The organism is Bacillus sp. Xin1, from assembly GCF_013314535.1.
In the GTDB taxonomy this organism is placed as follows: domain Bacteria; phylum Bacillota; class Bacilli; order Bacillales; family Bacillaceae_G; genus Bacillus_A.
In genome coordinates, this window is record NZ_JABUAE010000052.1 from 1 (window position 1) to 22466 (window position 22466).

Sequence of the window (22466 nt, forward strand, 5' to 3'; positions counted from 1 at the left end):
AATATATGAGCGATTCGACAAAGGATATCGACTATTCGGCAAATAGCGACACAAAAATAAGAGAAAAGGACTCTTTCCGATTATGAAAGAGTCCTTATTTTATTTACTTGATGATGGTTGCAATACATATTGCTCAATTGCATGTGCAACACCATGCTCGTCATTTGTTAATGTAATAACATCACATAATTTCTTTACATCTTCCTCAGCATTTCCCATTGCAACAGATAAACCAGCGACTTCAAGCATTGGTACATCGTTAAAGTTGTCTCCGATTGCGATTGTATCTTGAATTGGAATGTTGAAATAAGATGCCATTTCTTGCAATCCATTTCCTTTATGGCCATGCTTGTCCATGATTTCTAAATTTGTTGAAGCGGATGCTGTGACCATAATTTCCGTATCTTCTTGTAAAACATGCAGTAGTTGTGAACGATGCTCTGCATTAAACGTTAAAATGAAGAATTTCGAGATTTCTAATTCAGGATTATTTACAACATCCTCAATTTTTTGGAAATCGGTAATTAAGTTTGATTTCTTTTGTTTTTCTGTGATTCGTTCAAGTTCTTCTAGTGAAACATCTAGTGTATGCTTGTTTTCCTCAAATGCATGCATAACTTTTTCTTGCCATGTAGAAGGAGCATAAACTCCTTTATTTGTGTACAACTTATATGGAAACCCTTCAGATTCTAGCAATTTTGCAAGTTTGTATACTTTATCATTTTGTAAACAACGTGCGTTAATTACTTTTCCGTCAACATAAACAATTGCCCCATTGCTTGCTCCAACTGGAAGTGATAATTGATACTCTTCCAATAGCTTTAAAGCATCTTCTTTTGCACGACCAGAACAAATCATTACAATATGACCAGCTGCTTGAGCAGTGCGGATAGCTTGTAAGTTCTCTTTGGAGATTTCGAGATTAGATGATAGTAATGTACCATCCATATCTAGTGCGATTAATTTCAAAATGACCACCTCTTTGGTTTTATTATACATAGTTATCTTTAGGAAACATATAAACTTATCTTGGACTTTATGGAAATGTTAGTGTATAGAAGAATTATATTTTTGAAATAAAAAGTAGTAGAAGAGCTATTTATGACTCTTTTTACTACTTTTTTATTGTGTAACTGTAATATTACATTAATGTTACAAACGTGTACGTGTTTAAAAATGCTATATAAAGGGGTTTATGAATACCTTTGAATAATTTCGTAAAAAAAATGTAATAAATTTTACGTATTTATATTGCAGTGTAGAAAAAATTATGTTACATTAATGTTACAAACGTTACACGAAATAATTTAATGTAACGTTAAGATAAAAACTATGAATTAATCATTTCTTCGGAATTACATATAAATATCTATTAATAAGGAGAGGGTAAATATGAAAATCGAACAAGTATTACAAGTAACAAAAATGGATTTCTTAGGATCAGCGGGTGGAGCGGCAGTATTAACAGCATTAATCGTACTTCTTTCTAACGTTTTAGTATAATAGAAACTTTGTACAAGCAGTAGAACGAATCGTATTACATAAAAAGAAAGTTATGAATTGAAGGGAGAATGGGAAATATGGAAAACAAAGAAGTATTACAACTAACAAAAATGGATTTATTAGGATCAGCAGGAGTAGCAACAGTACTAACAGCATTAATCGTATTTCTTTCAAGTGCATTAGTATAATAGAAGTTTTGTACAAGTAATGAAGTTGTGTAAGGAGTTTTAAAATAAAGTTGAAAGGAGAATGAGGAGTATGGAACAAGTATTACAAGTAACAAAAATGGATTTATTAGGGGCAGCAGGTGGAACAGCAGTATTAACAGCATTAATCGTATTTCTTTCTAACGTTTTAGTATAATAGAAGTTTTGTACAAGTAATGAAGTTGTGTAAGGAGTTTTAAAATAAAGTTGAAAGGAGAATGAGGAGTATGGAACAAGTATTACAAGTAACAAAAATGGATTTATTAGGGGCAGCAGGTGGAACAGCAGTATTAACAGCATTAATCGTATTTCTTTCTAACGTTTTAGTATAATAGAAGTTTTGTACAAGTAATGAAGTTGTATAAGGAGTTTTAAAATAAAGTTGAAAGGAGAATGAGGAGTATGGAACAAGTATTACAAGTAACAAAAATGGATTTATTAGGGGCAGCAGGTGGAGCGGCAGTATTAACAGCATTTATTGTATTCCTTGCAAATGTATTAGTATGATGAGTATAGATAAGAGGAATTTCTCATATGTTATTCGTACCATTATTCAAAAAAAATAAAGACTCTAACATATTATAGATAGTTAATATGTTAGAGTCTTTTTTGTATTCTACTAGCTTTTTCATTTGTTCTATACCCACATCATTCAATCATATCCTTATATGTAGGAATTCCCTATTACTGTAAAGAGAAAAAAGTCGAATTTTATATGAGAGAAAAAAAGAGGAATTTGACAGAAAAGATAGAAAATTTTAAGAGTCAGAAATTTGTTAGCTTGCTAACTAATTTTTTAGTGATATCTGGAAGCGTTTTCGATTTCTTTAAAGTATGTAATATTTAATTTATTTACAGGGGGATGAGGAATTTATGAAACAAAAATCTATGGATACGTTAGCTGCACAAATGGAGGATTTCTTTCCGGTACGTGATGTCGATCATTTAGAATTTTATGTAGGAAATGCAAAGCAATCAAGTTATTACCTTGCGAGAGCGTTTGGGTTTAAAATTGTTGCCTATTCTGGATTGGAAACAGGAAATCGCGAAAAGGTATCGTATGTTCTTGTGCAAAAAAACATGCGTTTTGTTGTGTCTGGAACTTTAAATAGTGAGAGCCGTATTGCGGAATTTGTAAAAACTCATGGTGATGGAGTAAAAGACGTAGCTTTACTTGTTGACGATGTTGAAAAGGCCTATTCGGAGGCTGTAAAACGAGGTGCTGTTTCGATTGCTCCGCCGGAAGAATTAACGGATGAGCATGGAACATTAAAAAAGGCTGTTATCGGTACGTATGGCGATACAATCCATACTCTTGTGGAGCGTAAAAATTATAAAGGTAAATTTATGCCTGGTTATGAAGAAGTTGAATTCAATATTCCAAGTGAAGAATCAGGATTAATCGCTGTGGATCACGTTGTTGGTAACGTTGAAAAAATGGAAGAATGGGTTAGCTATTATGAAAACGTTATGGGCTTTAAACAAATGATTCATTTTGATGATGATGATATTAGTACGGAATATTCCGCTTTAATGTCAAAAGTTATGACAAATGGAAGTCGTATTAAGTTCCCAATTAATGAACCGGCAGATGGAAAGCGTAAATCACAAATCCAAGAATACTTAGAGTTTTATAATGGTGCAGGTGTACAGCATTTAGCATTATTGACAAATGATATTGTGAAAACAGTTAAAGCGCTTCGTGCCAATGGAGTTGAATTTTTAGATACACCAGACACATATTATGATGAGTTAACAGCGCGCGTTGGTGAAATCGATGAAGAAGTTGATAAGTTAAAAGAACTGAAGATTCTTGTGGATCGTGATGAAGAAGGTTACTTGCTACAAATCTTCACGAAGCCAATCGTGGATCGTCCAACATTATTTATTGAAATTATTCAGCGTAAAGGTTCTCGTGGATTCGGAGAAGGAAACTTTAAGGCTTTATTCGAATCCATTGAAAGAGAACAAGAGCGCCGCGGAAATCTATAAAATTGTTATCGGTCAGTGGGGAGATCTCCCCACTGATTAAAGTTGCACTTTATATAAACGATGAGGAGGAATAGTGATGAAATTTATTACATTTCGTCTTCCTTCAGGAGAAATGCGTGCAGGTTGGCTGGAAGGTGACAAAGTCATCGATATGAATCTAGCGAGTAATGGAACTCTTCCTTCATCTATGCTCGCTTTTTTAGAGAAAGCGGATGAATATATAGAAATCGTACGTGGTATTCGAAAACCAACAAGTGGCGTGTACACTTTGGAAGATGTGCAGCTTTGTGCAGCCATTCCCAATCCAGGTAGTATTCGTGATTTTTATGCATTTGAGCAACATGTCAAAACGGCTCGTGGGCGACGTGGTTTAGATGTTGTTCCTGAGTGGTATGATATTCCGGTTTTTTATTTTACAAATCACCGTGCTGTTATTGGACCAGACGTTACGGTTTCTTGCCCGAAACAATCTCAAAAGCTTGACTATGAATTAGAAATTGCTTGTGTCATTGGGAAAGAGGGAAGAAATATTTCGCGTGAACGAGCCGAAGAATATATTTTCGGTTACTGTATTATGAATGATTGGAGTGCAAGGGATTTGCAAGCTGAGGAAATGAAAGTGGGGCTTGGTCCTGCAAAAGGAAAAGACTTTGCGACTTCATTAGGAGCATATCTTGTTACGAAAGAGGAGTTAGAAGCTTATCGCATAGGTGAACAGTATAATTTAGAAATGACCACTCACGTCAACGGAGAACTTTTGTCTAAAGGGAATTTTCAGGATATTTACTATACGTTTGCAGAAATGATAGAACGTGCCTCAGCGGATGTTACGTTATATCCAGGAGATGTAATTGGTTCAGGAACGGTTGGTACTGGCTGTATTTTAGAACTTGGTACAGAAAAGTGGTTACAAGATGGTGACGTTGTAGAACTTACAATCACTGGGCTTGGCACATTGCGTAATACAGTGAAAAAAGAAATGAAAGCGGGTGATGGGCATGTATTATCGTCACATGGGGGAGCTTCCTCATAAACGACATGTGCAATTTCGTAAAGAAGATGGATCACTTTATCGTGAACAGGTGATGGGAACGAAAGGTTTCTCTGGTACACAATCTATTTTGTATCATCATTATATGCCAACTGAAGTAGGACACGCCGCGCTAGCGCATTCCTGTCAGTTGCAGTATGAAGAAGATGTAGCGCTTGCTCATCGTCATTTTCGCACGAAAGAGAATAGAAAAACTGGTGATGCAGTAAGTGGAAGGAACTTTATATTAGGGAATGAGGATTTATTAATAGGCGTTGTGAATCCGACAGAAAAAATGGATTATTTCTATCGCAATGGTGATGGAGATGAAATGTTATTTGTTCATTATGGAACTGGGAAAATTGAGACAATGTTTGGAACGATTCATTATCGTAAAGGTGATTATGTAACGATTCCAATCGGAACAATTTATCGCGTTCTTCCAGATGAGGGAGAGTCTAAGTTTCTTGTTGTAGAAGCGAATAGCCAAATTACAACACCGCGTCGTTATCGTAATGAATATGGTCAATTGTTAGAGCATAGTCCTTTCTGTGAAAGAGATATCAGGGGGCCAGAGAAGTTAGAGACATATGATGAAAAAGGCGAATTTGTGGTCATGACAAAGTCGAGAGGATATATGCATAAACATATTATGCAGCATCACCCATTAGATGTTGTCGGATGGGATGGCTACTTATATCCTTGGGTCTTTAATGTGGAGGATTTTGAACCAATTACAGGTCGTATTCATCAGCCACCGCCAGTCCATCAAACTTTTGAAGGGCATAACTTTGTTATTTGTTCTTTTGTGCCGCGTTTATATGATTATCATCCAGACGCAATTCCAGCGCCATATTATCATAGTAACGTAAATAGTGATGAGGTTCTTTATTATGTGGAAGGGAACTTCATGAGTAGAAAAGGTGTAGAAGAAGGCTCAATTACGCTTCACCCGAGTGGTATCCCGCATGGGCCGCATCCTGGAAAAACAGAAGCGAGCTTAGGAAAAAAAGAAACAATTGAATTAGCAGTGATGATCGATACATTCCGTCCGCTTCGCATTGTGAAACAAGCGCATGAAACGGAAGATGAGAAATATATGTATAGTTGGATTGAAGAAGGTTCATATACTACGAAATAAAAGAAAGAGGCATGCTCATTTTATGAGTATGCCTCTTTTTAGTTGGAATCGACAATGTATAGAATATCAAAAATAATTATAAAAAGATATAGTAATGTAACTATATACATTATTTGTATATTACTTACCTTTTTATGTCGAATGATAAATTTATTTAATGTGGTGAACAAATGTGATAATGAGGGGGGCTATGCATTGATTATATTACATTCTTTTTGTTGTTTAGGTATTTTTCTGTTTATTTCGACAAAAGTATTGACTAAAAAACATGTTATGAGTAAAATAAAAACACGAATTAAAAATTTTCTGAAAATTAAAAAACTAGAGGTGCATGCTATGAAACAAATTTTCCAAAAAAAGCCGATTGCGAAACTAATGCAAGAAAGTAAACAGAAAACATTAGCAAGAACATTGGGAGCACTGGATTTAACAATGCTTGGGATTGGAGCTATTGTTGGAACAGGGATTTTTGTTCTTACTGGTGTTGTGGCAGCGAAACATTCTGGACCAGCTATCATTTTATCATTTGCTATAGCTGCATTAGCATGTGCCTTTGCTGCATTTTGCTACGCAGAATTTGCATCTTCTGTCCCGGTTTCGGGAAGCGTTTACACGTATACGTACGCGACGATGGGAGAGGTATTTGCATTTTTAATTGGATGGGATTTAATGTTGGAATATCTATTAGCGACATCTGCGGTAGCCAATGGATGGTCTGCTTATTTCCAATCCTTATTAAAAGGCTTTGGAATTCATATTCCGACCATTTTATCTTCTGCACCTGGAACAGGAAAGGGTGGCCTTATTGATTTACCAGCTGTCATTATCATTTTAATTATGACTGCTCTTTTATCTAGAGGTGTACGTGAAAGTGCCCGCGTAAACAATATTATGGTTTTTATTAAGATAGCAGTTGTATTACTCTTTATCTTTGCTGGCTTTAATTATGTAAAGCCGGAAAACTGGACACCGTTCATGCCGTTTGGTCTTGATGGTGTAATGGCTGGGGCTGCAACAGTATTCTTTGCATTCATTGGATTTGATGCTGTATCAACGGCAGCTGAGGAGGTAAAACGTCCGCAACGTGATTTACCAATTGGCATTATAGCATCATTACTTATTTGTACAATTCTTTATATCATTGTTTCACTTATTTTGACAGGGATTGTACCTTATGGTCAGCTGAATATTTCTGATCCGGTAGCTTTCGCACTTCAGTTTATTGGACAAGATGGTTTAGCGGGTGTTATCTCGGTAGGAGCAATTACAGGGATTACAACTGTAATGTTAGTTATGATGTATGGGCAGGTTCGTGTTTCATATGCAATGAGTCGTGATGGGTTATTACCGAAGCGTCTTGCAAAAGTTCATCCGAAATTTAAAACACCATTTTTAAATACATGGACAACAGGGATTATTGCAGCACTTATTTCGGGGCTTATCGATTTAAATGTATTAGCACACCTTGTAAACATGGGAACATTATCTGCTTTTGCACTTGTGGCGGTTGCAGTTATCGTAATGAGAAAAACACATCCAGATCTACCACGTGCTTTTAAAGCGCCACTTGTACCAGTTTTACCTGCGTTAACAGTTATCTTTTGTTTATATTTAATGCTTCAATTATCAGCAACTGCATGGATGAGCTTTGGTATCTGGATGGTGATTGGTGTAGCCGTTTACTTCCTATATAGTCGAAAGCATAGTGTTTTAAATAATAAAAAAGATGAAGAAGATGTAGCGAATTTATAGAGAAAAGATCCGTTCTAAATAGAATAGAACGGATCTTTTGTTTTGAAAATTTACATTTTTCTAAAATTAATATAAGATAAGGAGTGGCCAATTAAAGGAGTGTTGTAAATGAAACAGACATGGCGTGAGTTACAAGCGATGGATCGCAACGTATGGATCCGTTTTATCGGGGAAACATTGAATGGAATTGCAATGATGATGTTAATGCCATTTTTTGCATTGTATTTAAAAGATAAGGTAGATTCTTTATTACAAGTGGGGATTATTATGGCGCTTTCTCCAATTGCGGCAAGTTTTGGTTCTTTGATAGGAGGCAGAATTGCTGATATATATGGTAGAAAGCCGATTATGATCGTTTCAATGGCGAGTAATGCAGTGTTGATGCTCGGCTTTTTATTTATAGAAGGATTTATTCCTTATGCTATTTTGTCTATTCTTTTAGGATTAAGTAATTCGTTATTTCATCCAGCGGCATCAGCGATGGTAGCGGATGTGACAGCGCCTGAGAAAAGGACGGAGGCGTACGGTTTATTACGAATGGGGCATAATATTGGAGCAGCCATCGGGCCAATTATGGGTGCTTCGGTAGTTGTGCTTTCAAAAAATCTGGTGTTTATTATTGCTTCATCCACAATGCTGATTTATGCGCTTCTTGTGTTAATACTTATTCAAGAAACGATGCCGAAAACTGTATTGAAAGAACGGAAGGATAAAGAAAAGGAATCAGAAGCTGTCTGGAAAATTGTCCTGCGAGATAAGGTGTTAATGATTTATTTGTTGGCAGGTATTATTATTTCGATGGGTTTTTCCCAAACAGAAGGTATGCTTCCTCTTCATTTTGATAATGAAATGAAAGAGATGTTTGGTAAAAATAATCCTTATCCATATTTAATGGCTTTAAATGGCTTACTAGTTGTCTTATTTCAATTTCAAATTTCAAAATGGGCAACAGATAAACCTGTTGGAAGAACGATGTTATATGGGGCGTGGTTATTTGGAGTTGGGTTGTTTTTCATCGGTTGGCTTCCAAAGTGGTTTGGTGAACTTGGGACAAACGCTACGGTTATTTTAATAACATTATTAGTCGTTTATGCGGTATATACGCTAGGTGAAATGATTATGTCGCCTGTACAAATGACATTTGTGGCCAATTTAGCACCAGAACATTTACGCGGGACATATATGGGTGCAGCAAGTTTACAGTGGATTACAGGAAATGCATTTGGACCGCTTCTTGGCGGATTTTTACTTGATCGATTGTTAGGGCATTTATTGTTTACGATATTAGGAGTAGGCTGTGTAGTAGCGGGTCTTGTATATATTTCTTTAGATCGTCTTGTAGAACAGAGACAAAAAGGAACGGTAGCGAAACAATCTTCTTAATCAATAAGTGACATACACCAAAAGAAGCGTTTCTTCATATATTTTAGGTACATAACTAGAATATGGGATGGGATTTATTGTAAGAAAGTGCAAGGAGATTAGAATTATTGCTTAAAAGATATAATGAAGGAAACGGGCCTATCACTCATGGAAGTTTCATTTTATTTCAAATAGGAACTACCTATTTTTATAAAAAGTGCTAAAATAGAAAAATGAAAACAATTGGTTAGGGTGATTTCATTGACGAAAATTAAATTAGGTTTATTATATGGTGGAAAATCAGCAGAGCATCAAGTTTCATTACAAACAGCTCTTGCTGCTATTAAAGCATTAAATCAAGATAAATTCGAGATTCATCCAATTTATATTACAGAGCAAGGCCAGTGGATGCGTGGTGAACGTATTGAAGGTGAAGTAACAAGTGTGCAAGCATTACAAATGAACGGAGAGGAAAATGCAATTTCTCCATTATCATTAGGCACAGAAATCATTCCTGTTTCTTCTGAGAAGGAAGATACAATTGATGTTATTTTCCCATTGTTACACGGGCCAAACGGTGAAGACGGAACGGTACAGGGATTATTAGAATTAATGAATATCCCATACGTTGGTAACGGTGTATTAGCATCTGCGGCCGGTATGGATAAAGTTGTTATGAAAAATATTTTCGCGGAAGCCGGATTAAAGCAAGCAAAGTACGCATCTTTCATTCGCAGTGTATGGGAGAAAAATGCACAAGTAGCTTATGAAAAGGTAGAAGAAAAGCTAGGCTATCCATGCTTTGTAAAACCAGCAAACCTTGGATCAAGTGTTGGTATTAATAAATGTAATGATCGTGAAGAATTAGAGAAAGCATTTGAAGAAGCATTCCAATTTGATCGCAAAATTATCGTAGAAGAAAATATTGTTGGTCGTGAAGTGGAAGTTGGCGTTTTAGGGAACGATGAGCCGAAATGTTCTGTTGTAGGTGAAATTGTACCTAAGAAAGAATTCTATGATTATAAATCAAAATACATTGATGGTGATACAGCGTTAATTATTCCAGCTGAAATGACAGAAGAAGAGTCAGCTACGATTCAAAGAGATGCAATTCGTGCATTCCAGTCTTTAGATGGTGCGGGCTTAACAAGAGCTGATTTCTTCTTAACGAAAGATGGAGAAGTATATATTAATGAAGTAAATACAATGCCAGGATTTACACCATTTAGTATGTTCCCATTATTATGGCAACATACTGACTTGCCGTATCCAGAATTAATTGAAGAATTGATTCGTTTGGCAATTGAGCGTCACGAAGAAAAGCAAAAAATTAAATATACAATCTAACAAAAAAAGGAGGAAGCACTATTCAAAAGAATAGTGCTTCCTCTATGTAAGGAGTGTTTTTATGATAAAGCGAACGTTAAAACAAGTAGAGAAAATGACGAATGGAACGGGTTTAGTAGAGGAATATGCTGAAATTACCGTACAAGGTGTATCAATCGATACACGAAAAATTGAAAAAGGTAATTTATATGTTCCGATTCAAGGGGATCGTTTTGATGGTCATTCTTTTGTAGAAAAAGCAATTGAAAATGGTGCTGTAGCTACGCTTTGGAAAAAGGATGTACAAAATCCTCCTACGAATATACCGGTGATCTTTGTAGAAGACACACTTGAAGCGTTACAAACCTTAGCGAAAAGCTATCGTGATCAGTTAGATGTGAAAGTTATAGGTGTAACAGGAAGTAACGGTAAAACGTCTACGAAGGATATTGTGACAAGTCTCCTTGCAACCAAATTCAAGGTTCAAAAAACAGAGGGTAACTTTAATAACCATATCGGTTTGCCGCTTACTATTTTAAATTTAGAAGAAAATACAGAAATGGCTGTATTAGAGATGGGAATGTCTAGCCGTGGTGAAATTGAATTTTTATCTAAGTTAGCTCGTCCGAATGCTGCAATCATTACAAATATCGGAGAAGCGCATTTAATGGATTTAGGATCTCGCGATGCGATTGCTGAAGCGAAACTCGAAATTGTTACAGGATTACAGGATGGTGGAGTATTTGTATACAATGGTGATGAGCCGCTTTTAACAAATCGTGTTCCGAACATGGATCTAGCTGCTGAGACGATTACATTTGGTGATGCAATGGCGAATGATTATTATCCAACTTCTGTAACATTGCAGGCAACAGGAACGTACTTTAAGATGAATCAGGATGAGAATGCTGTATTTTATCTACCGGTTCTTGGGAAACATAATGTGTATAATACCCTTGCATCAATGGCGATTGCGAAATACTTCGGTATAACATGGGAAGAAATGAAACAAGGTTTAGTAACACTTCAAATGACGGGTATGCGTATGGAAATTGTAAAAACAGATAGTGGATTAACGATTATTAATGACGCATATAATGCAAGTCCAACAGCAATGGAAGCAGCGTTCCATTTAATGAATGGTTTAGATGGATTTTCGAAAAAAGTTGTTGTTCTTGGTGATATGTTAGAACTTGGTGATCAAGAAGTACAATTTCATTATGAAGTGGGAAAATTAATTGATCCAGCTCGAATTTCCTATGTATTTACGTACGGTAAATTAGGAGCGCAAATTGCTGAAGGGGCAAAAATTAACTTTTCTAATGAGCGTGTAAAAGCATATGACAATAAAGAAGAGCTTGTGAAAGATTTACAAGCAGTTGTTGATGTGAAAGATGTTGTATTAGTAAAAGCATCTCGCGGAATGAAGTTAGAAGAAGTTATTACGATGTTGAAATAATTGGTGGATATAAATAGGGATGACAGATGAAAAAATAGTAGAAACTTCTAATAAGCGCTTACAGTAAATAATTGAAAAATAAAAGTAAAGAAAAAGCCCTTTATTATGAAATAAGGTAACAGTTGGGTTTGCTTTTTACACATACAAAACTTATAATTGATAAAGTGTAATAACGTTTAGAAGTATTTTCGCGAAGAATATACGCCCGTTTATATACGTGAGCATTCAGGAAAAGGGCTTTTCCGCAATTTCGGAAAACGCCTTTTTTTAAATGATAAGTATAGGATAGAAAAGGAGAAGTAACATTGACAACATTTCGAGAATTAGGATTAAGTGAGTCTTTACTGCAATCTGTTGAAAGTATGGGCTTTGAAGAGGCTACGCCGATTCAAGCTGAAACAATTCCACATGCATTGCAAGGTAAAGATATTATTGGACAGGCACAAACAGGTACAGGGAAAACAGCAGCATTCGGATTACCACTATTAGACAAAGTGGATACACATAAAGAATCGGTTCAAGGTATTGTTATCGCGCCAACGCGTGAATTAGCAATTCAAGTTGGAGAAGAGCTATACAAAATTGGTAAACATAAACGTGTTCGTATTTTACCAATTTATGGTGGTCAAGATATTAACCGCCAAATTCGTGCTCTAAAAAAACACCCACACATTATTGTTGGTACGCCGGGTCGTATTTTAGATCATATTAACCGTAAAACACTTCGTCTACAAAACGTAGAGACGGTTGTTCTTGACGAAGCAGATGAAATGTTAAACATGGGCTTCATTGAAGATATTGAAGCAATTTTAACAGATGTGCCAGAAACACATCAAACATTATTATTCTCAGCAACAATGCCAGATCCAATCCGTCGTATTGCTGAGCGTTTCATGACTGAACCACAACACATTAAAGTAAAAGCAAAAGAAGTAACAATGCCAAACATTCAGCAGTTCTATTTAGAAGTGCAAGAAAAGAAAAAGTTTGACGTATTAACACGCTTATTAGATATTCAATCTCCAGAGCTTGCAATCGTATTCGGTCGCACAAAGCGTCGTGTTGATGAATTATCAGAAGCATTAAACTTACGTGGTTATGCAGCAGAAGGTATTCATGGTGATTTAACACAAGCAAAACGTATGTCTGTATTACGTAAATTTAAAGAAGGTTCTATCGAAGTTCTTGTTGCAACAGACGTTGCAGCGCGTGGTCTTGATATTTCAGGTGTAACTCACGTATACAACTTTGATATTCCACAAGATCCAGAGTCATATGTTCACCGTATTGGTCGTACTGGCCGTGCTGGTAAAAAAGGTATTGCAATGCTATTTGTAACACCACGTGAATCAGGACAATTAAAAAATATCGAGCGTACAACAAAACGTAAAATGGACCGCATGAATGCACCGACACTTGACGAAGCATTAGAAGGTCAACAACGTTTAATCGCAGAAAAACTTCAAAGCACAATTGAAAATGATAACTTATCATACTACAAGCGTATTGCAGAAGAAATGTTAGAAGAGAATGACTCTGTAACAGTAGTAGCTGCTGCTTTAAAAATGATGACAAAAGAGCCAGATACAACTCCAATCGCTTTAACATCAGAACCACCAGTTGTTTCAAGAGGTGGCGGTTCTAAAAAACGCGGTGGTAACGGAAGTGGATACCGTGATGGTAACCGTAACCGTAGTCGTGATGGACGTGGCGGAGATGGTCGTAATCGTGATCGTAACCGTGATGGTCGTAATCGTGACGGTAACCGTGATGGTAACCGCAACCGTGGTCGTAAAGGTGAAGGTCAAGGTCGCCCAGGATCTTCAAATGGACGCGGCGAAAGAAAACATCATAGCCGTAAGCCACAAGCTTAATAAAAGTGAGGATGTCCAAAAAAGGATATCCTCTTTTTTATTTATGTAATTGTACATACTACATAGTAGGTTGTATAGAAAAGAGGGGCTTTATGCTTGTAAGACTTGGTTATGTAGCGATGAGTGTACATTTGAAAAATGCATCTCCGTCTCAAACGATGACGTACGCACAGTTTCAGCGTATGAAGGATCGAGAAGCGGCGATTCATAAACTTGAGAGGATTGCTAATTCTAATTTAGAAAATTGTTTGAGGTTATTAAAACATAATAAGGGACATGATATATCTTTTTTTCGGCTTAGTTCAAAGTTAATTCCTTTAGCAAACCATGAAGAATTGCTGGATTGGAACTATATTCGTCCCTTAAAGGAGAATTTAAAAAAATTAGGGGAATTTGCGCATCAGATGAAGACGAGGCTTGATTTTCATCCGGATCATTTTGTTGTATTAAATTCGCCGCAAGAACATATTTTTAAACAGTCAATAAAGACGCTTCAAATGCATCGGAAGTTACTGAAAGGAATGGGGATAAAGCAGAGGCATCGCTGCGTGTTACATGTTGGTGGTGGATATGATGATAAAGAACTCGCGTTAGAACGTTTTATTGAAAATTGGTCAAATGTTCCTGTGAGTATTCAAGAAATGATTATGTTAGAAAATGATGATACGACTTTTTCCTTAAAAGAAACGTTATATCTAGGTGAAAAGTTGGCGGTTCCCGTCGTGTTTGACTTGCATCATCATATGATGAATAACGATGAAGAAGATTGGTATGAACATTGGGGTCGTGTAGTGGGGACGTGGGAAACTTCTTTATTGCCAATCAAAATGCATATTTCTAGTCCGCGGGAAGGAAATGATCCTAGAGCTCATGCAGATTTTATTGATGTAGATGCATTTTTATCCTTTTTACAGAAAATCAAAGGTAGTGTTCCACAAATTGATTGTATGATTGAAGCCAAAAAGAAGGATGAAGCTTTATTTCAATTAATACAAGGTCTTGGTACAAAATCAGAGGTGGAAATAATCGATGGTGGGAGCTTTTATGTAAAATAAGCTCTACACCATCGTTTTTTTTGTTAAAAATGGAGTGCAAATCCCCCCGATTAGTAGTCCTGTTAAATGGCTAATAGGGTTAGCGGAAGGATTAAAGAAGGTGAAAAGAAGTAATAGAAATATAATTGAAGAAAAGAAAATTAACTCTTTTGGTTGAAAAGAACGATAGCGACTATATAAAAGAAAAAGTTGTGCACCAAGTAAACCAAAAATCCCACCTGATGCACCGGCATGAATATATCCGATAGGCATAATCATATAAGAAGAAATATTGCCGCTAATGCCGGCGGTGAAAAATAAGATAGGAAAGCGAATGCTACCTAGCTGTTTTTCGATAGATTGACCGAGCAGAAATAGGCAAATGCTATTGGAAAGAAAGTGTTGAAAGTCTACATGTATAAATAGAGAAGTTATAAGTCGCCACCATTCCCCGACAGAAATATATTCATTGTAAGCAGCTAAATCAGAAAAGAAAAAATCCTCTAATATCATCATGATGAGTTGCAAGCAAAGTAAAGAGAGGACGACGGGTTGTAAGGTGGTCCGCATATGTGATATTGGCATTTTATATTTTCACTCCTTTTGCATCGGAAAGATTCTCTGTTATTCTTACAATATGAATGAAGGAAGACAAATAGAAGAAGGGGACTTTTGAAATGATTATAGGGATTGGAATTGATATTATCGAACTGGATCGAATTGAAAAAATGCTAGATGGAAAGCTTAAATTTATGGATCGCATTTTAACTCCGGAGGAACGTAGTGTTGCTTCTGAATTAAAAGGGAAGCGTCTTGTAGAATTTGTAGCGGGAAGGTTCGCAGCGAAAGAAGCGTATTCGAAAGCTGTTGGAACTGGTATCGGAAAAGAAGTGAGCTTTTTAGATATTGAAATAAAAAATGATGATAGAGGCAAGCCGATTCTCACTGCAAATACGGAACATATCATTCATTTATCAATTAGTCATAGTAGAGAATTTGCAGTGGCCCAGGTTGTTTTAGAAAGCTCGTCACGCTAGTCTGCATATTTTATATCTTTGTCTCATATATTTGAGTTAGCGATAAGGAAGGAATATCTTCCATTCATTTATAGGGGCAAAGGGGCTGAAAGGATGAAAAGGCGGCTATTTTTAGTGATTGTCGGTTTATTGACCGTTTTCTTGTTAGCGGGTTGTATGGAAAAGAAACAAGAAGATGTCGTGCGAGATTTAGAAGCGAAGGTTAAGGGCATGAAGAGTTATCAAGCTGAAGCGAAATTATCTATTAAAACGGGGAATGAACCACAAGAGTATAACGTGGAAGTTTGGCATAAAGAACCTTCTTATTATCGTGTGAATTTAAAAAATACAAAGAAAGATCAGAGTCAAATCATTTTAAGAAATAATGAAGGTGTATTTGTATTAACACCAGCTCTTAATAAAAGTTTTCGATTTCAAAGTGACTGGCCACAAAATAGCAGTCAGGCTTACTTATATGAATCACTTGTAAGAGACATTTTAAAGGATAAGAAAAATCTTTCATTTGAGAAGACAGATAAATACTACGTGTTTAAGACAAAAACGAATTACCACCATCAAAATATGCTACCGAAGCAAGAAATTAAATTCAATAAAAGTGATTTAGCGCCTGTTTCAGTAAAATTGATGGATAATGATCAAAATGTTCTTGTGAAAGTAGATTTTTCAAAAGTAAAGTTTGACACAAAATTTGATAAGGGTGCATTTGATACGAAGCAAAATATGTCTAGGGCGCAAGTAGATGTACAAACAACAGTAAAAGAAGACAAACCATTTGCTGTTCTATATCCACGTGATACTCCGCAAGGAATGGTTTTAAATGAAGAGAAGGAGTTAAAGACAGATAGTGGCAAACGTGCAATACTCACATACACTGGAAATAAGAAATCCTTTACATTAATACAAGAAAAGGCGAAGGTCGCTGAAGCTTCAGCGTCAATAAGTGTAAGTGGAGAGTTAGTCGATCTTGGTTTTACAATTGGTGCTCTAGCAAAAGACTCGTTAACATGGTCGCATAACGGAGTGGAATATATGCTCGTGTCTAAAGGTTTAAAACCGGATGAATTATTAATGATAGCACGTTCTGTTGCGGCAAAACAGGTGAAATAAACTTCTTAGACGTGGTGATGTATATGCATCACGTTTTTTCTTGTTTTGAAGAACGGATTTCCTAAAAAGACGAATATAAAAGAATAAGCTTCGCATATCGTATATAAGGAAGTGTTTTTTGTGGAAGAATCATCATTTTACCGTGATACGTGGGTAGAAGTGAATTTGGATGCTATTTATAACAATGTAACGCATATTAAAGAAATTATCTCGGAAAGTGTTGAGATTTTTGCTGTAGTAAAAGGGAATGCATATGGACATGACTATGTGCCGGTGGCTAAAACTGTATTAGAGGCTGGAGCAACACGGTTAGCAGTTGCTTTTTTGGATGAAGCATTAGTGCTTCGCCGAGCAGGTATTACCGCGCCGATTTTAGTGTTAGGACCATCGTCACCGCGTGTTGTGAATGTAGCTGCTGAAAATGATGTGGCATTAACTGTTTTTCAAAGAGAGTGGGTTGAGAAAGCGCTAGAAATTTGGGATAGTTCGGTACCGTTACGTTTTCATATTAATTTCGATAGCGGTATGGGAAGAATTGGAATTCGGGAGCGCAAAGAATTAAAAGGTTTTTTGCGTAGCTTAGAAGATGCTCCGTTTTTCGAATTGGAAGGCGTGTATACGCACTTTTCAACAGCAGACGAAGTGGAAACCTCTTATTTTGATAAGCAATATAATACTTTTTTGGAGCAGTTAAGTTGGCTTGAGGAATTTGGAGTGAATCCAGAGTTTATTCATGCAGCTAATAGTGCGGCTACTATGAGGTTCCGTGGCATTACATTCAATGCTGTTAGACTGGGAATTGTAATGTATGGATTAACACCTTCTGTGGAAATACGTCCTTTTTTACCGATTAAATTAGAACCAGCTCTTTCACTTCATACGACGGTTGCTCATATTAAAAAAGTTATTAAAGGTGATGGGATTAGTTATGGTATCACTTATCGAACGAAGACAGAAGAGTGGATAGCAACGGTACCGATTGGATATGCAGATGGTTGGCTTAGAAGATTGCAAGGGTTTAAAGTACTTGTGAATGGGAAAAGAGTTCCTATTGTAGGCCGAATTACAATGGATCAATTTATGATCCATCTTCCTTGCGAGGTTCCTATTGGAACAAAGGTAACGCTTATCGGAAGGCAGGGTGACCAATGTATTAGTGCGACTGAGGTTGCAGAGTATTCAGGAACCATTAACTATGAAATTATTACAACAATAAGCTTCCGAGTTCCTCGTATATTTATTCGAGATGGTAAAATTGTCGAAGTCATAAATTATTTGAATGATATATAAGTAAGTGACTTTACGACAGCTATTACCTGCTAGTTATCAATAGGGATGGAAGTTCCCGCGTATGGGGATTTCGCTTTACTTCTTATTAGAAAGAGATAAAAAGTAAAAGAGAGTGAATGTTTTATTTGTGAATTGGAAAACATAAACAAGGAATAAGGAAGTCTTTGCAACAGGCCCCATACAATGGTATTATTACAATAGGTGTCATATATATATTTGGGTGTGTAGTTGACGGTGGAGGTGTATTTTTGTGTCCGAATCAAGTGTAACTACTGAAATCGTGGTTCGGTTGCCAAAGCAAGTGGTAACGGAATTGGACGGAATTGGAAAACAAGAGAATAAGAATCGCCATGAACTAATTTGCCAGGCAACACAACTGTTATTGCGTCAACATAAGACGAAGAAACGCTACCAACATGAATCTATGCGACGTGGGTATATTGAAATGGGAAAAATTAATCTTGGTATTGCATCTGAAGCTTTCTTAGCAGAGTATGAAGCAGCTCATACAGTAGAACGCTTAGTTAGCGGGGGGTAATATTTTGATTGTAAAACGCGGCGACGTGTATTTTGCAGACCTTTCCCCAGTTGTTGGTTCTGAGCAAGGAGGCGTTCGTCCGGTTCTTGTCATTCAAAATGACATCGGAAATCGTTTTAGTCCGACTGTGATTGTGGCGGCTATTACTGCACAGATTCAGAAAGCAAAATTGCCCACACATGTGGAAATTGATGCGAAAAAGTATGGGTTTGAGAGGGATTCAGTTATCTTGCTCGAGCAGATTCGAACAATCGATAAGCAACGTTTAACAGACAAAATCACTCATTTAGATGAGATGATGATGAGTCGTGTAGATGAAGCTTTGCAAATCAGTTTAGGACTAATAGATTTTTAAATCGGCAGTTTAAGTTGCTCTCTTTAGGGGCAACTTTTTTTATTAGAGGAGGTTTCGGTTGTATATGGAAATGGTAGATAATCGACAAGCGTTAATGAAAATGTTAGTGAAAGAATTAGGCTTTACAGAAAAGCAAGTTCGTCATGTTATTCAATTAACAGAAGAAGGTAACACAGTTCCATTTATTGCTCGTTACCGAAAAGAGTGGACAGGTTCTTTAGATGAAGTACAAATTCGTGCAATCTTAGAAAGATGGCAATATATGATGCAACTCGAAGATCGGAAAGAAGAAGTTCTTCGTCTGATTCATGAAAAGGGAAAATTAACAGAAGACCTGCGTCGTCATATTGTATCTGCAACAAAGCTACAAGAAGTAGAAGATTTGTATCGTCCTTATAAAGAAAAAAGAAGAACAAAAGCGACAATTGCAAAGGATAAGGGACTTGAACCTTTAGCAGAGTGGTTACTTCTGTTTACAAAAGAAGACCCGGAAGAAAAGGCGAAGGAGTTTATTAATGCTGAGAAAGAAGTGCAGTCCGCTCAAGAAGCATTGCAATTTTCGCAAGATATTATTGCAGAAATTGTATCAGATGATGCGGCGTATCGCAGCTGGATTCGAAATGTCACCTTTAGAAAAGGAATGGTTGCGTCCTCTGTAAAAGATGAAGAAAAAGATGAAAAAAATATATATGAAATGTATTACGGCTATGAAGAGCCTTTGCAAAAGGTTGTGCCACATCGCGTATTAGCTATGAATCGTGGTGAAAAAGAAGAGATTTTAAAAATTTCTGTCGCACCACCAACAGAAGAGATTATTCGATTTTTACATAAAAAAGTGATTCTTGATGAATCTTCTAAAAGTGCATTATATGTACAGCTAGCAATTGAAGATGGATATAAGCGATTAATTCAACCATCAATTGAAAGGGAGATTCGTAAAGAATTAACTGAAACTGCAGAAGAGCAAGCGATTCACATTTTCTCTGAGAATTTACGTAATTTATTATTGCAGCCACCGATGAAGGGGAAAGTAGTATTAGCGGTAGATCCTGCGTATCGAACAGGGTGTAAGTTAGCGGTAGTAGATGATACAGGAAAAGTTCTGCATATTGATGTTATTTATCCACATCCACCTGTTCGGAAATATGAAGATGCAAAAACAAAAGTTATTTCTATTATAGACAAATATCAAGTTCAGATGATTGCGATTGGAAATGGTACAGCTTCTAGAGAAACAGAAGAGTTTATAGTAGATGTTTTACAATTTGTACAGCAAGACGTATTTTATATTATTGTTAATGAAGCCGGTGCTAGTGTATATTCCGCTTCTGATTTGGCTCGTGAAGAGTTTCCAGATCTGCAAGTTGAGGAAAGAAGTGCTGTTTCAATTGGACGGCGTCTGCAAGATCCGCTTGCTGAACTTGTGAAAATTGATCCAAAATCAGTTGGGGTAGGACAATATCAACATGATGTATCACAAAAGAAATTGAATGATTCTTTAACATTTGTCGTGGAAACAGCTGTTAACCAAGTGGGAGTGAACGTGAATACAGCTTCTGTGGCACTATTGCAATACGTTTCAGGATTATCAAAAACAGTTGCGAAAAATATTGTAAACAAACGTGAAGAAGACGGGAAATTTACAAAGCGCACAGAGTTAAAGAAAATACCACGTTTAGGTGCCAAAACGTATGAGCAATGTATTGGTTTCTTACGTATACTAGAAGGTAAAAATGCACTTGATAGAACAAGTATTCATCCAGAGCAGTATAAAAATGTTGAATTACTATTAAAAAGCCTAGGGTTATCGCTTGATGATGTAGGACAACCACATTTACAAAAGTGTTTAGAGGAGGTGGAACTTTCTAAATTATCTCAAGACACGAATATTGGTGAGCCAACATTAATCGATATTATAGACGCTTTAATTAGTCCAGAACGAGATATGCGTGATGAATTACCAAAACCACTTTTGAAAAAGGGAATTCTCAAATTAGAAGATTTAAAGCGTGGCATGGAGTTGGAAGGAACGGTTCGAAATGTTGTTGACTTCGGCGCATTTGTTGATATTGGTGTGAAGCAAGATGGTTTAGTGCATATTTCTAAACTGAGCAAACAGTTTGTGAAGCATCCGTTAGATGTAGTGTCTGTCGGACAGATTGTAAAGGTATGGGTAGATGATGTTGATATGAAAAAAGGGCGCGTTGCCTTATCGATGTTACCTATTGAATAATAATGAGGAGAGGGCAGGTATAGCGCTGCTCTTTTTTCATGAACGGATGTTATTGGGGATTTAATCGGTGGGGGAGGATTCAGCCCCCACCGATTAAACATTCACTTTATCAGGAATTTTGATGTATTTTGCTATAATAAAACCAGCATTCATTTAGTAACTTAATTTGATACCGGTTTTTTTCGAAATATGCGCGTTGCATTTGTTTTCGGAGCCATGTAGGCATAAGCATCCCTCCTTGTTTAATCCGGCTCTAACAAATAGCCCCCTATGGACTGAGATAAAGATTTGAAGTGAGTGAAAAGCTCCGTCTTGGGAACTGCTTATAAGAGTTTGGTTAGTGGAGTTCTATGAATAAATGAAGGAGAAGGTGTTTCATAGAAGCTACACTTTTTGAATGAGGATGGGTATATGTACTACTTAATATATGTATAAGAAAGAAGAAAAGTGTAAGTTTATTTTTAGTTTTTGGGGGGAATAAAATGAATGAAAAAGAAGTTCAAAGACTTGTAGAAGAAATATCGTTACAATATTTCGGGAGGGATTTTTCACATAAAGCAATGTTTAATAAACGATTACGAACAACTGGTGGAAGGTATTTGTTGCGAAGCCATAATATAGAATTAAACTATCATTACTATGAAGTGTATGGAAAAGAAGAATTGATTGGCGTTATTAAGCATGAGTTGTGTCATTATCATTTGCATATTATGGGGAAGGGGTATCAACATCGTGATGGAGATTTTCGTCAGTTATTGAAGGAAATTGGAGCCCCTAGATTTTGCAAGAGAATACCTGGAGTGAAAAAAGAGTCAAAAACATATGTGTATGAATGTATAGAATGTGCTCTTCAATATGTAAGAAGACGTCAAATGAATACAAAAAGATATGTTTGCGGAAAGTGTAAAGGAAGATTAAAAGAGATAAAAAAACACCTTGACAGTTAAAAAGCAATCCAGTATATTATAAACATGTCACGTTTGTACAAGATATTGTATAAATGACTTGACTAATAATATGTATTTATATAAGATGTAAATTGTCTTTTTTATTCCGCAGTAGCTCAGTGGTAGAGCTATCGGCTGTTAACCGATCGGTCGTAGGTTCGAGTCCTACCTGCGGAGCCATACAGAGAAGTACCCAAGTGGCTCAAGGGGCTCCCCTGCTAAGGGAGTAGATCGCTAACGCGGTGCGAGGGTTCGAATCCCTTCTTCTCTGCCATTCATA

Annotated in this window: 24 protein-coding genes and 2 tRNA genes; 23 read left to right on the top strand and 3 right to left on the bottom strand. The window is 36.5% G+C overall.

Annotated elements, in window-relative coordinates:
* Positions 1-99: 99 nt before the first annotated feature.
* A complete protein-coding gene (locus HRG09_RS24775) occupies positions 100-969 on the bottom strand; it encodes a Cof-type HAD-IIB family hydrolase (RefSeq protein WP_375335775.1) in 870 nt (289 codons plus the stop codon).
* Between the two features lie 423 nt (positions 970-1392).
* Between HRG09_RS24775 and HRG09_RS24780 the strand changes: the two genes are divergently transcribed.
* The 14 genes from HRG09_RS24780 to uvsE all read left to right on the top strand — a co-directional run bounded on the left by HRG09_RS24780 (position 1393) and on the right by uvsE (position 14700).
* Positions 1393-1503 carry a DUF3948 family protein gene (locus tag HRG09_RS24780; RefSeq protein ID WP_018782013.1) on the top strand — a complete coding sequence of 37 codons (111 nt, stop codon included), beginning with the start codon at positions 1393-1395 and terminating at the stop codon, positions 1501-1503.
* A 77-nt stretch (positions 1504-1580) separates the two neighbouring features.
* A complete protein-coding gene (locus HRG09_RS24785) occupies positions 1581-1691 on the top strand; it encodes a DUF3948 family protein (protein ID WP_174103506.1) in 111 nt (36 codons plus the stop codon).
* Between the two features lie 61 nt (positions 1692-1752).
* On the top strand, positions 1753-1866 hold the full coding sequence (locus tag HRG09_RS24790; protein WP_174103507.1) for a DUF3948 family protein: 114 nt from the start codon (positions 1753-1755) through the stop codon (positions 1864-1866).
* A 61-nt stretch (positions 1867-1927) separates the two neighbouring features.
* Complete coding sequence (locus HRG09_RS24795) at positions 1928-2041, top strand: DUF3948 family protein (RefSeq protein WP_174103507.1); 114 nt, start codon at positions 1928-1930, stop codon at positions 2039-2041.
* 61 nt (positions 2042-2102) lie between these two features.
* Positions 2103-2216 carry a DUF3948 family protein gene (locus tag HRG09_RS24800; RefSeq protein ID WP_174103509.1) on the top strand — a complete coding sequence of 38 codons (114 nt, stop codon included), beginning with the start codon at positions 2103-2105 and terminating at the stop codon, positions 2214-2216.
* Positions 2217-2582: 366 nt separating this feature from the next.
* Entirely contained in the window at positions 2583-3701 is a 1119-nt protein-coding gene (gene hppD, locus HRG09_RS24805; RefSeq protein WP_174103510.1) for a 4-hydroxyphenylpyruvate dioxygenase, read from the top strand.
* 76 nt (positions 3702-3777) lie between these two features.
* Positions 3778-4734, top strand: coding sequence for a fumarylacetoacetate hydrolase family protein (locus HRG09_RS24810; RefSeq protein WP_174103511.1), 957 nt, complete (start codon positions 3778-3780; stop codon positions 4732-4734).
* A complete protein-coding gene (locus tag HRG09_RS24815) occupies positions 4700-5872 on the top strand; it encodes a homogentisate 1,2-dioxygenase (protein ID WP_174103512.1) in 1173 nt (390 codons plus the stop codon). Before HRG09_RS24810 ends, HRG09_RS24815 begins: the two co-directional genes overlap by 35 nt.
* 336 nt (positions 5873-6208) lie before the next feature.
* Positions 6209-7624 (top strand): branched-chain amino acid transporter BcaP, encoded by a 1416-nt coding sequence (bcaP, locus tag HRG09_RS24820; RefSeq protein ID WP_174103513.1) that lies wholly within the window; start codon positions 6209-6211, stop codon positions 7622-7624.
* A 108-nt stretch (positions 7625-7732) separates the two neighbouring features.
* On the top strand, positions 7733-9007 hold the full coding sequence (locus HRG09_RS24825) for an MDR family MFS transporter (protein WP_174103514.1): 1275 nt from the start codon (positions 7733-7735) through the stop codon (positions 9005-9007).
* 240 nt (positions 9008-9247) lie between these two features.
* Positions 9248-10333: a D-alanine--D-alanine ligase gene (locus HRG09_RS24830; protein WP_174103515.1), complete on the top strand. Its 1086-nt coding sequence runs from the start codon at positions 9248-9250 to the stop codon at positions 10331-10333.
* Between the two features lie 61 nt (positions 10334-10394).
* Entirely contained in the window at positions 10395-11771 is a 1377-nt protein-coding gene (locus HRG09_RS24835; RefSeq protein ID WP_174103516.1) for a UDP-N-acetylmuramoyl-tripeptide--D-alanyl-D-alanine ligase, read from the top strand.
* A gap of 305 nt (positions 11772-12076) precedes the next feature.
* Positions 12077-13645, top strand: a complete 1569-nt coding sequence (gene cshA / locus HRG09_RS24840) for a degradosome RNA helicase CshA (RefSeq protein WP_174103517.1) — start codon at positions 12077-12079, stop codon at positions 13643-13645.
* A gap of 92 nt (positions 13646-13737) precedes the next feature.
* Positions 13738-14700, top strand: a complete 963-nt coding sequence (uvsE, locus tag HRG09_RS24845; protein WP_174103518.1) for a UV DNA damage repair endonuclease UvsE — start codon at positions 13738-13740, stop codon at positions 14698-14700.
* 3 nt (positions 14701-14703) lie between these two features.
* Here the strand turns inward: uvsE and HRG09_RS24850 are convergent, their stop codons facing one another.
* Positions 14704-15264, bottom strand: a complete 561-nt coding sequence (locus HRG09_RS24850; RefSeq protein ID WP_174103519.1) for a rhomboid family intramembrane serine protease — start codon at positions 15262-15264, stop codon at positions 14704-14706.
* Between the two features lie 92 nt (positions 15265-15356).
* On the opposite strand from HRG09_RS24850, the gene acpS reads away from it, so the two are divergent.
* From acpS to HRG09_RS24880, 6 genes are all read left to right on the top strand, one after another.
* Positions 15357-15716 (top strand): holo-ACP synthase, encoded by a 360-nt coding sequence (acpS, locus tag HRG09_RS24855; RefSeq protein ID WP_174103520.1) that lies wholly within the window; start codon positions 15357-15359, stop codon positions 15714-15716.
* 156 nt (positions 15717-15872) lie between these two features.
* Complete coding sequence (locus HRG09_RS24860; protein WP_174103525.1) at positions 15873-16823, top strand: LolA family protein; 951 nt, start codon at positions 15873-15875, stop codon at positions 16821-16823.
* A gap of 120 nt (positions 16824-16943) precedes the next feature.
* Positions 16944-18113 (top strand): alanine racemase, encoded by a 1170-nt coding sequence (gene alr / locus HRG09_RS24865; protein ID WP_174103521.1) that lies wholly within the window; start codon positions 16944-16946, stop codon positions 18111-18113.
* Between the two features lie 250 nt (positions 18114-18363).
* Positions 18364-18651, top strand: a complete 288-nt coding sequence (locus HRG09_RS24870) for an antitoxin EndoAI (protein WP_000004571.1) — start codon at positions 18364-18366, stop codon at positions 18649-18651.
* 4 nt (positions 18652-18655) lie between these two features.
* Entirely contained in the window at positions 18656-19006 is a 351-nt protein-coding gene (gene ndoA / locus HRG09_RS24875) for a type II toxin-antitoxin system endoribonuclease NdoA (RefSeq protein WP_003194532.1), read from the top strand.
* A gap of 64 nt (positions 19007-19070) precedes the next feature.
* The gene (locus tag HRG09_RS24880) at positions 19071-21239 is read left to right on the top strand and encodes a Tex family protein (RefSeq protein ID WP_174103522.1); all 2169 of its coding nucleotides are present in this window, start codon (positions 19071-19073) and stop codon (positions 21237-21239) included.
* A 109-nt stretch (positions 21240-21348) separates the two neighbouring features.
* Here the strand turns inward: HRG09_RS24880 and cmpA are convergent, their stop codons facing one another.
* Positions 21349-21465 carry a cortex morphogenetic protein CmpA gene (gene cmpA / locus HRG09_RS24885; RefSeq protein WP_174103523.1) on the bottom strand — a complete coding sequence of 39 codons (117 nt, stop codon included), beginning with the start codon at positions 21463-21465 and terminating at the stop codon, positions 21349-21351.
* Positions 21466-21721: 256 nt separating this feature from the next.
* Here cmpA and HRG09_RS24890 point away from each other — a divergent pair, with 256 nt between their 5' ends.
* The 3 genes from HRG09_RS24890 (at position 21722) to HRG09_RS24900 (ending at position 22460) form a co-directional block, all read left to right on the top strand.
* Positions 21722-22186 carry a SprT family protein gene (locus tag HRG09_RS24890; RefSeq protein ID WP_174103524.1) on the top strand — a complete coding sequence of 155 codons (465 nt, stop codon included), beginning with the start codon at positions 21722-21724 and terminating at the stop codon, positions 22184-22186.
* A 105-nt stretch (positions 22187-22291) separates the two neighbouring features.
* Positions 22292-22366 (top strand) — tRNA-Asn (locus tag HRG09_RS24895).
* A gap of 3 nt (positions 22367-22369) precedes the next feature.
* Positions 22370-22460, top strand: a tRNA-Ser gene (locus tag HRG09_RS24900).
* Positions 22461-22466 lie beyond the last annotated feature (6 nt).

Excerpts from the sequence above, each read along its gene's own strand:
- HRG09_RS24780 (WP_018782013.1), top strand. The coding sequence starts at position 1,393 with ATGAAAATCGAACAAGTATTACAAGTAACAAAAATGGATTTCTTAGGA.
- HRG09_RS24785 (WP_174103506.1), top strand. The coding sequence starts at position 1,581 with ATGGAAAACAAAGAAGTATTACAACTAACAAAAATGGATTTATTAGGA.
- HRG09_RS24790 (WP_174103507.1), top strand. The coding sequence starts at position 1,753 with ATGAGGAGTATGGAACAAGTATTACAAGTAACAAAAATGGATTTATTA.
- HRG09_RS24795 (WP_174103507.1), top strand. The coding sequence starts at position 1,928 with ATGAGGAGTATGGAACAAGTATTACAAGTAACAAAAATGGATTTATTA.
- HRG09_RS24800 (WP_174103509.1), top strand. The coding sequence starts at position 2,103 with ATGAGGAGTATGGAACAAGTATTACAAGTAACAAAAATGGATTTATTA.
- hppD (WP_174103510.1), top strand. The coding sequence starts at position 2,583 with ATGAAACAAAAATCTATGGATACGTTAGCTGCACAAATGGAGGATTTC.
- HRG09_RS24810 (WP_174103511.1), top strand. The coding sequence starts at position 3,778 with ATGAAATTTATTACATTTCGTCTTCCTTCAGGAGAAATGCGTGCAGGT.
- HRG09_RS24815 (WP_174103512.1), top strand. The coding sequence starts at position 4,700 with ATGTATTATCGTCACATGGGGGAGCTTCCTCATAAACGACATGTGCAA.
- bcaP (WP_174103513.1), top strand. The coding sequence starts at position 6,209 with ATGAAACAAATTTTCCAAAAAAAGCCGATTGCGAAACTAATGCAAGAA.
- HRG09_RS24825 (WP_174103514.1), top strand. The coding sequence starts at position 7,733 with ATGAAACAGACATGGCGTGAGTTACAAGCGATGGATCGCAACGTATGG.
- HRG09_RS24835 (WP_174103516.1), top strand. The coding sequence starts at position 10,395 with ATGATAAAGCGAACGTTAAAACAAGTAGAGAAAATGACGAATGGAACG.
- uvsE (WP_174103518.1), top strand. The coding sequence starts at position 13,738 with ATGCTTGTAAGACTTGGTTATGTAGCGATGAGTGTACATTTGAAAAAT.
- HRG09_RS24850 (WP_174103519.1), bottom strand. The coding sequence starts at position 15,264 with ATGCCAATATCACATATGCGGACCACCTTACAACCCGTCGTCCTCTCT.
- acpS (WP_174103520.1), top strand. The coding sequence starts at position 15,357 with ATGATTATAGGGATTGGAATTGATATTATCGAACTGGATCGAATTGAA.
- HRG09_RS24860 (WP_174103525.1), top strand. The coding sequence starts at position 15,873 with ATGGAAAAGAAACAAGAAGATGTCGTGCGAGATTTAGAAGCGAAGGTT.
- HRG09_RS24880 (WP_174103522.1), top strand. The coding sequence starts at position 19,071 with ATGGAAATGGTAGATAATCGACAAGCGTTAATGAAAATGTTAGTGAAA.
- cmpA (WP_174103523.1), bottom strand. The coding sequence starts at position 21,465 with ATGCCTACATGGCTCCGAAAACAAATGCAACGCGCATATTTCGAAAAA.
- HRG09_RS24890 (WP_174103524.1), top strand. The coding sequence starts at position 21,722 with ATGAATGAAAAAGAAGTTCAAAGACTTGTAGAAGAAATATCGTTACAA.